Raw genomic sequence first — 14,980 nt, 5'->3', positions numbered from 1 at the left:
TTTTGATTTTTTTTTGACAAATATAAAAAAGTGAACGAGCTAAGTGCTTTAAAATTTGTTAAAATTGATTTTTAATAGCTGTTACAATTGTTTCTAGTTCAGATTGATAATCAAACCAAACGATTTCTTTATCTTTTCTAAACCAAGTTCCTTGTCGTTTTGCAAAGCGACGTGTGTTCTTTTTAATTTCTTCAATAGCAAATTCTTTGGTAAAATTGCCATCTAAATATTCGAAAAGTTCACGATACCCAACAGTTTTTAATGCATTAAGATTTTTATTAGGATATAGGTTTTTAGCTTCGTCTAATAAACCATTATCCATCATAATACTAACACGACGATTAATTCGATCATACATAATTTCTCTATCGGCAGTCAATCCAATTTTTATGGATTTAAAATTACGAGGAGCTTTTGGTTTGTTTTTAAAAGAAGTATATGTTTTGCCTGTACCGATACAAATTTCTAAAGCACGCATAACACGATGCGGATTATCAATAGCTATCGAATTATAAGTTTCAACATCTAGTGCTTTCAATTTATTTTGAAGTGGTTCAATTCCGTTTTCTTCTAATTCTTTGGTAAGATTTATTCTTATTGATGGATCAACTTCTGGAAAATAATCCAATCCTTTTAAAACAGCATCAACATATAAACCGCTTCCACCAACCATTATTTGAATTGGATTTTTAGCAAATAAATCATCTAATTTATTTAAAGTATCTTTCTCAAACTGACCAACAGAATACTCTTCGAAAATACTTTTATTTTGAATAAAATGATGTGTAGCTGCTGCCAATTCATCAGAATCAGGCACCGCAGTTCCGATGGTCATTTCTTTAAAAAATTGACGAGAATCACAAGATATAATATCAGAATTAAAATATTTTGCGAGCTTAATGCTTAGCGCTGTTTTACCTATTGCGGTAGCGCCTACAATGGTAATTAATGTGTTTTTGGTCGTTGAATTACTCAATTTTATGGATTTAATTGATGTCCGCATTCATAACAAAATTCTGCTTCATCTCTGTGAAATTCGGCAGTACAACTCGGACAAGCTTGTGTGTTGGTATGTAAGGTATTGCTATTTGTTTTTGTCATTTCCGACGAAACAATTCCTGTTGGAATGGCGATAATACCATAACCCAAAATCATAATAAAAGAAGCTATTAATTGTCCAAAAGCAGTAACAGGCGCAATATCACCATAACCAACTGTTGTAAGCGTTACGATAGCCCAGTATACACTTCTTGGTATACTTGTAAAACCACTATTAGCATTTCCTTCTATAAGATACATGATGGTTCCTAATATTACGCAAAGTATAACAACGAAAGATATAAAAACAGCAATTTTAATTCTACTAGCTTTTAAGGCTCTTGTAAAATTATTAGATTCACCAATAAAACGAGCTAATTTTAAGATTCTAAAAATACGCATTAAACGCAAGGCTCTAAAAGCGATTAAAGAATGAAAGCTTCCGAAAAATAATAATAGATATTTAGGAATTGTTGATAAGAAATCTATAATACCATAAAAACTAAAAATGTATTTAAAAGGTTTTTTTATGGATATGATTCTCGCAAAATATTCAATAGTAAATAAAATTGTAATAACCCATTCAGCAATATTTAAAAAAGTATGATAATTAGCGTCAATACTTTCAACACTTTCTAGCATTACTAATAGTATACTTGCTAAAATAGAAATCAATAATACAATGTCAAATACTTTTCCGGTTGGTGTATCTGCTTCGTAAATTACTTCATGTAATTTTTCTTTCCAGTTTTTTTGTTCGTTCTTCAAAAAGAAAGATTTTTGGTGATTAAAAAATGTTATAAATTATTTTCAACTTGTAATCGAACTATTTTTCCTACTTTATTTTTTAGCAAGTAATTCTTAATAATTATTTTAGCTAGGTCAGTGTTTTCAATAGGAGTTAACATCGATTTTAAAATAGTTAATTGATTTTCTTGAAAAGCAAAATTTGTATATGTATAGCCTAAAACGATGTTGTTTTCAATTAAAATAACAGCATGCTCTTCAGGTGTTCTTCCTTTATCGATAATTAATAAATTATCATGATTAAAATCTTTATTAGTAACTTTTCGTTTGCGAATAACATTAAATTTAGGCTTTAACTTTGTGAGCTCTAAATGATATTTTAGACGTGTAAAAAGAGGATTTCCGGTTTCTTCATAGGTAATGTCATGAATCCTTTTTATTATTTTTTTAGCTTTAGGTGTATCTTTTAATAAAAGCTTATTAACTTCTTGTTTTAAATTTTTACCTCTACCAATAAATATGATGTTACCTTGTTCACTATGTACATAAAACAGTCCTTGTTTTTCTGGTGTTTTATCTAATATTTTTAAAAAACGCTGTTTTTCTTGCCTATTATCAATATATTTTATTGATTGTTGAATAATGTTTTTATCTACATCTTTTTCTAGCAATAATTTAAATAATTGTATCGTTGCCAAAGCATCTCCATTTGCTCTATGCCTGTCAGACATAGGAATTCCTATAAAGCGGCATAATTTTCCTAAACTGTGAGAAGGAGATTCGGGAATTAATTTTTTACTAAGTGCTACCGTACAAAGTGTATTTCTTTTGTAATCGTATCCTAAGCGATTGTATTCGGTTCGTAAAATTCGGTAATCGAAACTAGCGTTATGCGCAATGATAATACAATCCTTTGTAATTTCAATAATACGTTTTGCAACTTCATGAAATTTAGGTGCATTTCGAAGCATTTTATTGTTAATACCTGTTAGTTTAACAACAAATTCTTGAATTTCCTTTTCAGGATTTACTAAGCTAATAAATTGGTCAACTACTTGATGACCATCAAATTTATGAATTGCAATTTCTGTAATTCCTTCTTCATTAAATTTACCTCCTGTTGTTTCAATATCTAAAATTGCGTACAATTCTTTTTCTTTTTAGCTGATTAATGTAAATTTAAACAATATAATTTCGAACTCCAAAAATAGCGCTACCAATTCGCACCATATTACTGCCGTTTGCTATTGCTAACGGATAATCACCACTCATTCCCATTGATAATGTAGTGAGTTTAGGGTCTTTTTCCTGATTTTTTTTAAAGAAAGCAGCTAACGAAGTAAACTCTTCTTGTAACTGTTTTTGATTGTTAGTAAAGGTAGCCATTCCCATAAAACCAACAATTTTTATGTTTTGTAATTCTGAAAATTCTTCTGATGAAATAATTTCATCAATATCTAAAAAAGATAAGCCAAACTTGGTATCTTCTTTTGCAATACGAGCTTGAAGTAGGCAGTTAATTACACGATCGTGTTTTTTAGCTTGTTTGTTAATTTCTTTCAAGGTTTTAAAACTATCTACACCGTGAATTAAATCAACAAAATGCGCCATGTATTTTACTTTGTTTCGTTGCAAATGCCCTATCATATGCCATTTAATGTCTTTTGGTAAAGCATCAAACTTTGTAACCATTTCCTGAATTTTGTTTTCACCAAAAATTCGCTGACCAGCATCGTATGCTTCCTTAAGGTCTGCAATAGGTTTGGTTTTAGAAACAGCAACTAAGGTTACATTTTCGGGAATAGTCGCTTTTACTTTCTGAAGATTTTCTTTAATTTCTGTCATCATATCAAAATTCATAAATAGTTAAAGCACTTCTTAGTTTAGGTTCTATATAAGTTGTTTTCGGAGGCATTAACATATCCGCATCTACAATTTGTTTTAGTTCACTTATAGAGGTTGGTAGCATACCAAAAGAAACTTTAAAATCGCCATTGTCAACTTTTGTTTTCAACTCTAAACTATCTGATTTATCTTGGGAATACATTATTTTTGATGCATTTCTGATATCTTTAATTCCTAATATCGGATTTAAAATGGTTTGATATAAAATTTGAGCATCTAATTTACTTAAAGCATCCGTAAATTTATAGACAGATTTTCGCAAGTGCAAAGCATAAAACTCTCCATTTAAGTACATACTAAATTGATGCTTTTCTTTTGGTCTGTATAATTCCTGACCTCTGTTTTCTATTCTGAAAAAAGTATCTAACTCAATTAAAAACTCATCAACAGCTAGGCCGTTTAAATCTTTTATAAATCGATTAAATTCATAAATACTTAGTTGGCTTTCTGGCAACAAGTAGCTCATGAAGAAATTATATTTTTCGTTACCAGTATGTTCCGGATTTTCTTTTGCTAAGTTTTTTGCAAGTAAGCAAGCAGAAGTAGAACGATGATGACCATCGGCAATATATAAAGTATTTACTTGTGAAAAAGCATTAGAAATTTGTGCTACATCTTTTTCATCATCTATAATCCATAATAAATGTGAATCTTTATCTGTTGTAGAAAATTCGTATTCAGCTCTGTTTTTACGATATTTTTCAATAATACTATTAATCGTATCATTATCGGGATACGTTAAAAGAACAGGTTCTGCATTAAATCCAGTGTTTTTTAAGTAGTTTTCGAATAATAATTCTCTTTCTCTTAAAGTGCCTTCGTGTTTTTTAATGGTATTGTTGTGGTAATCTTCTACAGAAGTTGCAGCTATAATACCGCAAAAAGAATTGGTTGGTGTTGTTTTTTGATAAATATAAAAACCTGGATTCTTATCTTTTGTAAAAATACCATCTTCTTTAAATTCTAAATAACGATTATGCACCAATTTAAAGCGTTGGTCACCAGTAATATCTTGTTTATGATATTTATAACCAGGATTTATTACATGTAAAAATGTAAATGGATTAAAAGCTAGTTTAGCATTTAACATTTCTGGTGGATAAACTTCATATGATTTAGAAGATACCATGGCAACTTTATCTCGAGTTGCTCGTACTGCTTTAAATGGTTTTACAATTGCCATTAATAATTTGAGTTTTTAGTGTAAAGAATTAATAATTTTATCAGCCAATTCTGTACCTATTTTATGCTGTGCTTCTACGGTGTAAGAAGCAATATTTGGACTTAAAGAAAGTTCTGGATTCATTAATAACTGAATCTCTGGGTTTGGTTGATTTTCGAAAGTATCTAAACCAGCATATTTTACTTTACCACTTTCTATAGCGTTAATTAAGGCAACTTCATCTACCAATCCGCCTTGAGCAACGTTAATAAAACCAACTCCGTCTTTCATTTTCTCAAATTCTTTGACTCCAATTAGGTGGTTTTCTTGTGCTGATAAATGTAAACTGATAAAATGTGCTTCTTTTAATAACTCATCAGAACTTAACATATCAACTTTAATATCAATAATTTCACCGTTAAAAAACTCCACCGGAATTGTTATCGTATTATTAAAGTTAACATCAAAACCAACTACTTTCATTCCAAGTCCTAAAGCTAATTTAGCTACTTGTTGTCCTGCAGCACTCATACCAATAATACCAAGGGTTTTACCACGTAATTCGGTTCCGTTAGAAAATTGAGATTTTAAAGCATTAAAACTTACATCGCCCTCTAAAGGCATTTCTCTGTTGGCTTGGTGTAAATAACGAGTCATTCCTAATAAATGCGCAAAAACTAATTCGGCAACAGCATTGGCACTAGCATCAGAAATATTTACAACTTGTAAACCAGCTTCTTCGGCATAAATAACATCTATGTTGTCGTTATTTGTACTTGCGTTTGCAATTAACTTTAAGGTCGGACAATTATCTATAAGTTCAGTATGTATTTCTGTAGTGTTTTTAATAATGATGACATTAATTTCTTCATCATTTATAAAATTATCTAATTGCTCTTGGGCAACTTTGGTAACTATTACTTCAAATCCTGCATTTTCTAAAGTAGCTTTTCCACTTTCTGAGATTCCGTCGTTTGCTAATATTTTCATTCTTACTTTTATAATGTCATTGCGAGGAATAAAATGATGTGGCAATCTTTATAAATAGATTCCTTCACTTTGTTCGGAATGACGTTTGTATTATGCTTTTCGTTCTAATTCTTGCATTACATCTACCAATGCTTGCACACTATATAATGGCAATGCGTTGTACATGCTTGCTCTGTAACCTCCAACGCTTCTGTGACCGTCTAAACCATTAATATTGGCTTCTTTCCACATGGCGTTAAATGTTTCTTTTAAATTATTGTTTGTTAAAGAAAAGGTAGCGTTCATATGACTTCTATCTTCTTTAACAACAGCTCCTTTAAATAAAGGGTTTCTATCTATTTCATTATATAAAAGTGCTGATTTTTGGTTGTTTACTTTTTCTATAAACTCAATTCCGCCTAAATCTTTCAACCATTCTAAAGTTAACATTGATGTATACACCGCAAAAACAGGAGGCGTATTAAACATGCTATCTTTATCAATAAATGTTTGATAGTTTAACATTGATGGAATTTGACGTGTTACTTTCCCTAAAATATCTTCTTTTACAATTACTAACGTTGTTCCGGCAGGACCCATATTTTTTTGGGCACCAGCATAGATTAAATCAAACTTAGAAAAATCTAATTGACGAGAAAAAATATCAGAACTCATATCACAAATTAACGGAACATCAGTTTCTGGAAAACTTTTCATTTGCGATCCGTAAATTGTATTGTTACTCGTGCAATGAAAATAATCTACATCCGTAGGTATTTCATATCCTTTAGGAATATAATTGAAGTTTTTATCTTCGGATGAAGCTACCTCAACCAATTCGCCAAATAATTTTGCTTCTTTAATCGCTTTGCTACTCCAAGTACCGGTATTTAAATACGCGGCTTTTTTGTTTAGTAAATTATAAGCAGTCATTAAAAATTGATTGCTTGCTCCGCCTTGCAAAAAGAGCGCTTTATAACCTTTATTTTCTAAGCCTAATAATTCTAAAGCTAAACTTCGTGCGTTTTCAATAACAGCAACAAAAGGTTTACTACGATGCGAAATTTCTAACAACGATAAATTATCATCATTAAAATTGATAACTGCTTCGGATGCTTTTTGAAGCACTTCTTCAGGTAAAATACAAGGTCCTGCGCTAAAATTATGCTTTTTCATTTATTGTTAATTATAGTAGATTTTTGCATTACAAAGATGCAATTTTTAACTATAATTTTAATGCGTTATCCTATATATTATCAAGTTGTGATTAACTATTGCAACGACCTATATTGTATTGATAATATTAAAACATAAAAAGATAAATGCAAAGCAAAAAATATTTTAAAAATAGAAGTCTTTTAAAGTATCAATAAGAATTTGGTTATCACAAGAAAGAATTTTTACTACTCTGATTTTTTATTTTTATAGAGTTTTAAAATTTGTTTTTTTGATGTATTCTATATAAATTTAGTTGTTAATTAATTTTAAAAATTCATTTCGTTTTGCATCCTTTTCAAAACAACCTCCATATTCTATAGTAGTTGTAAAGCTTTCTTTATCTTTTATTCCTCTTGAAGACACGCATAGATGTTTGGCTACTAACATTATAATTACATCTTGAGTATCTAAAGTATTTTGCAATTCTTTTAATATTTGTAAGGACAATCTTTCTTGAACTTGCGGGCGGTGTGCAAAATAATCAACCAATCTGTTTATTTTTGAAAGACCAATAACTTTACTTTTAGGAATATATGCAATATGTGCATGCCCAGTAATTGGCAAGAAATGATGTTCGCAAGTTGAATCTATAGTTATATTTTGCTCAATCAACATTTTTTTATAACCATATTTATTATCAAAAACTGTTAATTTTGGTTTGTTTTTAGGATTTAGACCATAAAACAATTCTTTAACATACATTTTAGCAAAACGATATGGAGTACCCGACAGACTGTCATCAGATAAATCTAAACCAAGTTCTTCCATTATTTTTTTGAAATGATGCTGAATATTCGTGATTTTTTCTTCATCAGCTTTATCAAAAGCTGAAGGTATTATAGGTGTTTTTATACTACTTGCTATATGATTGTCTCCTATAATTTCAATTTGTTTTTTATCCATTTTTAACACAGCACTTGTTTGTTTTACATTTACAAAAATTTAAATTATATATATGCAATGCAGCCAATGTAAAAGCAATAACATCAGTAAATATTTCGGGTAAAGAAATCCATTGTGTTTTTTCGTTTATTAATGCAAATAGTAAAACACTCCAATTTACCCAAAGAGCAATTTTCATAAAGTTTTTAGAAGTCGTTTTAGTTGAATGGTATATTGCCATGAACGAAATTGTTAAAAAAAAGTAATCTAAGTTTTTCCACCAAATTGATGCACTTTCACAACCACTTAAAGCACAGCTATGAACCACAAACAAAAAAGGTGTTGCTACACAATGTATAATACATAGTATACTTGCAATTGCTCCAAATGTATCTGGTCTTTGTAATATTAATTTCATTAGTAATAGTTATTAATGCAACTTAGTTGCGAAAATAGATAAAATTACCATTATTACAACAAAGTTGTATTAATTTTGTATTTTTATTTTCTATAGAAAAATTATCAATTCATATACAGTTTTTAAAAGACTATTTTTAATTTTGATATTTATCTTTTTTTCTTAAGATGATAAAGAAAGTGTAAAATCGGAATATGAAAATGTGGTTTGTGCTCTTTAATATAGAATAAGTAGTGTTACTATTATTAACCAAAATAAAATTCCTGTTGCTTTAGGCTTTTAAAAGTTATGGGTGTTTTATGTAGTTAGTTATTAGAGTTAATAGATTGTTGCCACATTCATTTAATTTCTGGAGATTTGCAATTAGAACTTAACTAAAATTTATGGGAATTATTAGAAAAACAAAGTCGATAGATTTATTATTAAATGAATTTAAAGAAAAATCAGACGCAATTTCTACAGTAGATTTAATAAAGTGTTTGAGTGAAAAAATTAATAAAACAACCATATATCGTGTTTTAGATAAGTTAGAAGAAGATGGCGTTTTACATTCTTTTTTGGGAGTAACAGGTATTAAATGGTATGCTAAATGTAATGGTTGTTCAAAAACAAAGCATGCAGATGTTCATCCACATTTTCAATGTGTTGATTGTGGAAAAGTTGATTGTTTAGAGATAAATATAATGATTCCGAATATTAGCAATAAACAAATTATTAGCTCACAAGTTTTATTGCAAGGTAAATGCGAAAACTGTCTTGCTTAATAAAGGTAATGTCAATTCAAGAAATTTTTCATTTTTAAAAATCACTTGAATTGACATTATATCATTTTAAAATAAGTTTTTAAATGATGTATCTTTTATTCTTATTCCTAAAAATAGAAAGAACAATAATAAACTTATTAGCATTACTTGAACAATACTTACCAAAATATTATTTTCAATTCTATTTTGGTAAGTGAATTTTGGCATTTCATTATAGTTTATAATTTTAAATTCCTGATTTTTAAATAGCATCGGAATTATATAGTTTCTCCACTCATCAGAAAATTCAAATACTTGTTTTTTGTAATCATTATAATGCTTTTCAGATGTTCCAGCTATATTATTTAATGATTGTTGCATAATAATTGCTGGAGACAATAATTTAAATATTGTAATTAGTTCTTGCTGTTTTTTTAACTGCAAATCGTATTGTTCTAATAAAGGTTTTGTTTTTTCTTCCATTATTTTTTCTGAAGCAAAATACTTGTGCCAAAAGCCGAAGTTTTGTTTACCGTTTTCTTGGGCTAATTCTGGATGGTCGCGTAAATAAGCATCCATTATTTCATTTTGTTTTTCTTCGTTTTCCTTTTTGATTAATCGTATTTCATTTACCATTTTTAAACGAGAAGGAGTAGGGTATAATGAGTTACCTATTTGATTAATTGTTGCGGGTAAAACTAAAACAATTAATAACCAAGCAGCAATTAAAGTAAAGGCATTTTTAGAAGAATCATTAATTTTAATATTAACAACAGTAGCAATTACAAACCAAAATAAAGAATAGCCAGAAATCAATAAAAATATACTTACCAAGTTTTTTGCGTTGTTAAATGCATCCGAAGAAAAAATAGCAATTATAACTAATAAACTAAGATGTGTAATTAATGTGAAAATTATAAAACGAATTGTCATTTTTTGCAGTAACCATTTAGCTATTGACATAGGTTGTGCTCCTAACAATTTAATGGTACCAAATTCTTTTTCTTTTGATAAAACATTAAAGGTAAAAGCAATAATTAATAAAGGTAATATGCATATAATAACAAATGATAAATCGAAACTTCCGAATAAGAGCTGAACAGGATTTACCATCTCTGAATAATCTAACGCGAAGTTATTTCCATAAACTGTCGGACTTTTAAAATGAGTGTACATATCACTTTGTCCAGTTGCTAAAAACGATAATTTTTCGGGTTGCATAATTGCTAAACGCGGATTCCTATACCCTATATTGATTGGGTTAGAAGGTAATCGCCAATTTGGAATATCGGTCTTTTCACCTTTTTCAATCTTTTGAAGCGTTGCTATTACTGCACTGTCTTTTTTATGTAAACTTTCTTGCATTTTAGCAATATCGTTCAATCTTTTATTAACGTTGTTTTTTCCATTGATAGTAGCAAAGACAAATAGAGAAACTGTACATATTACTAGAAGTAGTAACCAGTTACTGCGAAATAATAATTTGATTTCGTATGATAAATTGTTTTGAAACATAACTTATATTCTTTTTGATGAAATGATTAAACCTAAAAACGGAAGTAAAAACCAAAGCATTAGAAATATAATGTTTTGTGTGTTTTCTTTCAATATTTGAAAAAGAGTAGGCGGAGTAAAATTAAATTTAGGAAGTTGTTTAAATCTTTCTGCATTCATTTTATAACCACGTTCGCCATATTTGGTATTATCCTTAATATCATAATTTAAAAATTCTTGTTTTTTTATGCGGTAATTTTCGGCTTGTTTGGTAAATTTCCAATGTAAATTACTGCCAGTATTTGCTACATCCATAGATAAAAATCGAACAGAAATAAAAGGCGATAAAAATGATAATTTTTTATAAGTATTATCTTGATTTTGAGCAATTTTATTTAAAAGATTGTAATGTTTTTCATAAACTTTTGCTTCATGTTCTTCCCCTTTTTGCATTCTATAACCAGCGTAATTAAATGGTAGTTTATGAATACTATCAACGCCATATTTTTTAAGGGTTTCTTGTTCTAAATTTTTAGCAGCTTTGTTCCAAGGATTATGGCCATCTAAACCATTTTTTTTGTCTTCATTTACGTTGGCTGTAAATTCTGATTTTGAAGGATATGGATAATTTGAATTGGCAATATTAGTGGCTATTTTAGGTGTAATAAAACTAAATAAAATCCAAATTACTAAACTGTTTACCAAAGAAATTCCTGAAGATTTACTCCACATAGAAATTAAGATAGCTATGGTTGTAATTATTAGATAATAAAAAGCATAAGAAGCAAAAAGTACAAGTAAGCTACTCCAACTAAAAAAGGCTAAATTGTTTAAATTGGATAAAACAACTCCGACACTTAAAAACACAATTGCTGTAAGTATAAAAACAAGAATATATGTGGAAAACCATTTACCTAAAGCTAATTTTATAGGATGTACACCTTGGCTTTTTAATAGCGTAAGCGTATTACTTTCTACTTCTTTAGTGTACGAGTTATAGCCAATTAAAATAATAATCAACGGAAATAAATATATCAAAACAAAATTAACTGATAAGGTTCCGAAACGTGCTAAACTAGTTTGGTCTGCAGCTTCACTAAAAGAAGCTTCATTTCTATTATGAGCTTCTAAAAAGATAGAGTTTCCCGTGTATTTGGTAACGCCATAATCAAATAATGATAAAGCGAATTTAGGCTTAAAAGCGTACGTACCATAATGCGCTGCTGAATGCGGATTTTTTGCATCTTGTGTTTCCCAAATTCCACGTTCTTTTTCAACAGATTGCACATATTGTTTATTGTTTTTTTGATATTGATTAATTCCGGTTATGGTAGCGATTATCAACAATAAAATCGAAATGAGTAAGGCTATTTTAAACCGCCCATCACGCCTTAATTCTTTGAGTTCTTTAAAAATTATGTTTTTCATTTTAACTTATATTTTTAAAATTCATAATATCTAAATAGATGTTTTCTAGCTCTTTTAAAGATAAATCTGATGTATTACAATAATTTTCTAACACGCCAGCACGCATAATTCCTATATGAGTACTTACTTCTTTAGCTCTAAACAAATCGTGTGTTGCCATTAAAATTGCAACTCCGTCGTTTTTCATTTTAGTAAGTAATTGCATAAACTCATTGCTTGACTTTGGATCTAAACCCGATGTTGGTTCATCTAATAATAATATTTTAGATTCTTTAGCAATGGCAAGTGCAATTCCTACTTTTTGACGCATTCCTTTAGAGAATGTTTCTACACGGTTATGATGAGCTTCTTCTTGTAAACCAGCTTCGATTAAGTATAGTTTTAGTTCTAAAGTATCAAACTTTTTTCCTGATAATTTTGTGAAGTAATCTAAGTTTTCAATAGCCGTTAATGTTGGGTATAACATTAAGTTTTCTGGTATATATGTTAAAAATTCTTTTGTTTTAATAGGGTTTTTTAACACATTTAACCCATTAATTTCGCAGACTCCATTACTTGGTTCTGTAAAATTTAAGAGCATATTAATGGTTGTTGATTTTCCTGCGCCGTTTGCGCCTAATAAACATAATATTTCACCTGGTTTTACCTCTAAAGAAAGGTTGTTTACAGCGATAAAATCTCCGTATTTTTTAGTGATGTTTTTAGTAGTTATCATAGTAATATAAATTGTAATTTTTATTGAAAATGTATAATTATAAAAATGAAAACTTCACTTAAGTCTCTTAAATAAATTCTTTAATGAGAATAAGCTATAATTTATATAGACCAATTAATATGATAATTGCATATAAAAATATAGGATATAGTTTATCCGATTTTGAAAAATTCAAAATGAACATTAATTATAAAGTGAAGTATGTTAAATTAAAAAGTAGGAGGAGGTCTACAAAAAAGAGCATTATTTACTTGTTTGTCGGTAAATAAGTAGTGATAATAAGACTGTGGTTGGCTATTATAATTTTTAAGTATAATAGGCTCAAAATCAATTTTGTTGTTTGTTTCTAAAGGAATATCATTAGAAGTAACAAATTCACATAAATCACAATCATTAAAATTAAAATCGCTTTCTGAATGTGATAATGCGTGAAGACCTGATGCTTTTATAGAAATAAAAAACACCAGGAAAAATATACTTATATATTGTTTTCTCCTAAACATATTATACTACAAGATTAAGAATTAAATTTTAATTTTGTTATAATATTGCTATCAGAAAGTTTTAATTAAGAAAAAATTAACAGTTTTTTTTCTATTAGATTTTTGATAAAAATTCTAAGGTATTTACGCCATCAGCATAATCCCATAACTGCGGATTTTGGGTTTCACCAAAAGCAATTTCTCCTTCCATAAAATTATTGGCAACCACGCACTGTGTTTTTTCTTTGTCTTGCTTTAGTTTTGCTTTTAAATCATCTGCATTGTCGTAGTATTCATAAAAAACAGAAGCGATAGGTGAGGCGTAGCTTTCATCTTCCTTAATCATTAAAAAGCCGTTTTCTAAAATATCAAACTCGCTCATTAAATACACTGCTTTGTTGTAATCGTAATTATTGGCATATTTTGCATTGTTGATAATTTCTTGTTTGTTAAACATTCCTGTAAAAAAAGGATCGAAATTATAATCTTTAGGAACATATAGTTTAGATACCGAACGACAACCTAATCCGAAGTAACAAAATACATCGTTACTTAAATTTTCAAAATCTTGTGCGGTTTCGTTTCCTGTTAAAACAGCAACCGAATTTCTACTTTTTCTAATAATACTAGGTTTATTTTTAAAATAATATTCGAAATAACGCGCCGTATTATTACTTCCTGTAGCTATTACAGCATCAAAGCCAGTTAGTTTTTGCTCAGTAAATGTAATTTTTCCTTTTAATTCTGGTTGAACATATTCTAAATACTTAGCTAAAAAAGGCAATAAGTTTTTATCGTTAGAAGATTGTTTAACTAAAACTGAATGCCCAGAAATTAAAACAGATAAGAAATCATGAAATCCGACTAATGGAATATTCCCAGCCATAATAACGGCAACTTGCTTGGTATCGTTTTTACCTAAACTTTCGTTAGTAATCCACTGTTGAATATTTTCGTTTGTTAAGGCTTTAGACCAACTTTCGGTAGCAAACAATAAGTTTTCTTTGGTAAACCAAGTGTTTTTTTCTCCAGCTATTTTTAATTGATGTTTAAATCCGTCAAAAAACAAATCATTAAATTGGATATCGTTTTTTTGAGCAGTTTCTTTTTGGGTAAACTGGCTTAAAAATTTCCCTAATTCTACAAAAGCTGAAATTCTATTTTGGATTGTATCCATTTATTTTGTTTCTAAGTTAATTTGGAACTATTTTTGCGATTGCAAAGTTACAAAACTGAAACAGATTAATTATGGCAATTATTATAACAGATGAATGTATAAATTGTGGTGCATGTGAACCAGAATGTCCGAATACAGCAATTTATGAAGGAGCTGATGATTGGAAATATGCAGACGGAACAGATTTAACTGGAAATGTGGTTTTACCTAATGGTAAAAAAGCAAATGCAGATGAAACTCAAGAGCCTATTTCTGATGAAATATACTATATTGTTGCAGACAAGTGTACCGAATGTAAAGGTTTTCATGAAGAGCCTCAGTGTGCGGCAGTTTGCCCGGTAGATTGTTGTGTTCCTGATGATGATAATGTAGAAACGGAAGAAGCGTTGTTAGGTAAGCAGAAGTTTATGCATAACGAATAGTTCGCATTATTTTAAAATAAAGAAAAACCCCGAGATATTTCGAGGGCACTGAAAAAGTCCTCAAGACTAAATTAAAAGGAGTAGAAAGTAAAAACTTTTTACTCCTTTTTTCGTATCTTAAAAAAGTAAAATAATGCTTTTATAGATGCTGGTTCAACAACAAGAAATTCAATTTAGTCA

Annotated in this window: 16 protein-coding genes; 2 read left to right on the top strand and 14 right to left on the bottom strand. The window is 29.0% G+C overall.

The window, feature by feature from the left end; translation table 11 throughout:
- Positions 1-58: 58 nt before the first annotated feature.
- From miaA to N2251_RS01210, 9 genes are all read right to left on the bottom strand, one after another.
- The gene (gene miaA / locus N2251_RS01250; RefSeq protein ID WP_260584867.1) at positions 59-1,003 is read right to left on the bottom strand and encodes a tRNA (adenosine(37)-N6)-dimethylallyltransferase MiaA; all 945 of its coding nucleotides are present in this window, start codon (positions 1,001-1,003) and stop codon (positions 59-61) included.
- Positions 979-1,806, bottom strand: a complete 828-nt coding sequence (locus N2251_RS01245; RefSeq protein ID WP_260584866.1) for an ion transporter — start codon at positions 1,804-1,806, stop codon at positions 979-981. The genes miaA and N2251_RS01245 overlap by 25 nt, the downstream gene beginning before the upstream one ends.
- A gap of 29 nt (positions 1,807-1,835) precedes the next feature.
- Positions 1,836-2,933: an exonuclease domain-containing protein gene (locus tag N2251_RS01240; RefSeq protein ID WP_260584865.1), complete on the bottom strand. Its 1,098-nt coding sequence runs from the start codon at positions 2,931-2,933 to the stop codon at positions 1,836-1,838.
- A gap of 31 nt (positions 2,934-2,964) precedes the next feature.
- Positions 2,965-3,630, bottom strand: a complete 666-nt coding sequence (locus N2251_RS01235) for a YggS family pyridoxal phosphate-dependent enzyme (RefSeq protein WP_260584909.1) — start codon at positions 3,628-3,630, stop codon at positions 2,965-2,967.
- Between the two features lie 4 nt (positions 3,631-3,634).
- Positions 3,635-4,873 (bottom strand): DUF1015 domain-containing protein, encoded by a 1,239-nt coding sequence (locus N2251_RS01230; RefSeq protein WP_260584864.1) that lies wholly within the window; start codon positions 4,871-4,873, stop codon positions 3,635-3,637.
- A 15-nt stretch (positions 4,874-4,888) separates the two neighbouring features.
- Complete coding sequence (locus N2251_RS01225) at positions 4,889-5,842, bottom strand: NAD(P)-dependent oxidoreductase (protein ID WP_260584863.1); 954 nt, start codon at positions 5,840-5,842, stop codon at positions 4,889-4,891.
- A gap of 90 nt (positions 5,843-5,932) precedes the next feature.
- On the bottom strand, positions 5,933-6,997 hold the full coding sequence (gene serC, locus N2251_RS01220; protein WP_260584862.1) for a 3-phosphoserine/phosphohydroxythreonine transaminase: 1,065 nt from the start codon (positions 6,995-6,997) through the stop codon (positions 5,933-5,935).
- A 291-nt stretch (positions 6,998-7,288) separates the two neighbouring features.
- Positions 7,289-7,942 (bottom strand): GTP cyclohydrolase I FolE, encoded by a 654-nt coding sequence (gene folE / locus N2251_RS01215; RefSeq protein ID WP_260584861.1) that lies wholly within the window; start codon positions 7,940-7,942, stop codon positions 7,289-7,291.
- Positions 7,935-8,339: a MerC domain-containing protein gene (locus N2251_RS01210; RefSeq protein ID WP_260584860.1), complete on the bottom strand. Its 405-nt coding sequence runs from the start codon at positions 8,337-8,339 to the stop codon at positions 7,935-7,937. The genes folE and N2251_RS01210 overlap by 8 nt, the downstream gene beginning before the upstream one ends.
- A 383-nt stretch (positions 8,340-8,722) precedes the next feature.
- Between N2251_RS01210 and N2251_RS01205 the strand changes: the two genes are divergently transcribed.
- Positions 8,723-9,103: a Fur family transcriptional regulator gene (locus N2251_RS01205; RefSeq protein ID WP_260584859.1), complete on the top strand. Its 381-nt coding sequence runs from the start codon at positions 8,723-8,725 to the stop codon at positions 9,101-9,103.
- A gap of 66 nt (positions 9,104-9,169) precedes the next feature.
- Here the strand turns inward: N2251_RS01205 and N2251_RS01200 are convergent, their stop codons facing one another.
- The 5 genes from N2251_RS01200 to N2251_RS01180 all read right to left on the bottom strand — a co-directional run bounded on the left by N2251_RS01200 (position 9,170) and on the right by N2251_RS01180 (position 14,378).
- On the bottom strand, positions 9,170-10,597 hold the full coding sequence (locus N2251_RS01200; RefSeq protein WP_260584858.1) for a DUF3526 domain-containing protein: 1,428 nt from the start codon (positions 10,595-10,597) through the stop codon (positions 9,170-9,172).
- Between the two features lie 3 nt (positions 10,598-10,600).
- Complete coding sequence (locus N2251_RS01195; protein WP_260584857.1) at positions 10,601-12,004, bottom strand: ABC transporter permease; 1,404 nt, start codon at positions 12,002-12,004, stop codon at positions 10,601-10,603.
- Between the two features lies 1 nt (position 12,005).
- The gene (locus tag N2251_RS01190) at positions 12,006-12,719 is read right to left on the bottom strand and encodes an ABC transporter ATP-binding protein (RefSeq protein WP_260584856.1); all 714 of its coding nucleotides are present in this window, start codon (positions 12,717-12,719) and stop codon (positions 12,006-12,008) included.
- A 209-nt stretch (positions 12,720-12,928) separates the two neighbouring features.
- Positions 12,929-13,222, bottom strand: a complete 294-nt coding sequence (locus N2251_RS01185; protein WP_260584855.1) for a hypothetical protein — start codon at positions 13,220-13,222, stop codon at positions 12,929-12,931.
- Between the two features lie 94 nt (positions 13,223-13,316).
- Entirely contained in the window at positions 13,317-14,378 is a 1,062-nt protein-coding gene (locus N2251_RS01180) for an acyl-CoA reductase (RefSeq protein ID WP_260584854.1), read from the bottom strand.
- A gap of 71 nt (positions 14,379-14,449) precedes the next feature.
- On the opposite strand from N2251_RS01180, the gene N2251_RS01175 reads away from it, so the two are divergent.
- The gene (locus tag N2251_RS01175; protein ID WP_218772346.1) at positions 14,450-14,800 is read left to right on the top strand and encodes a 4Fe-4S dicluster domain-containing protein; all 351 of its coding nucleotides are present in this window, start codon (positions 14,450-14,452) and stop codon (positions 14,798-14,800) included.
- The last annotated feature ends 180 nt before the right edge of the window (positions 14,801-14,980 follow it).

Source organism: Tenacibaculum haliotis (assembly GCF_025215075.1).
GTDB lineage: Bacteria > Bacteroidota > Bacteroidia > Flavobacteriales > Flavobacteriaceae > Polaribacter > Polaribacter haliotis_B.
The sequence above is the reverse complement of the archived record's forward strand: the minus strand, read 5'-3'. Positions and strand labels throughout refer to the sequence as shown.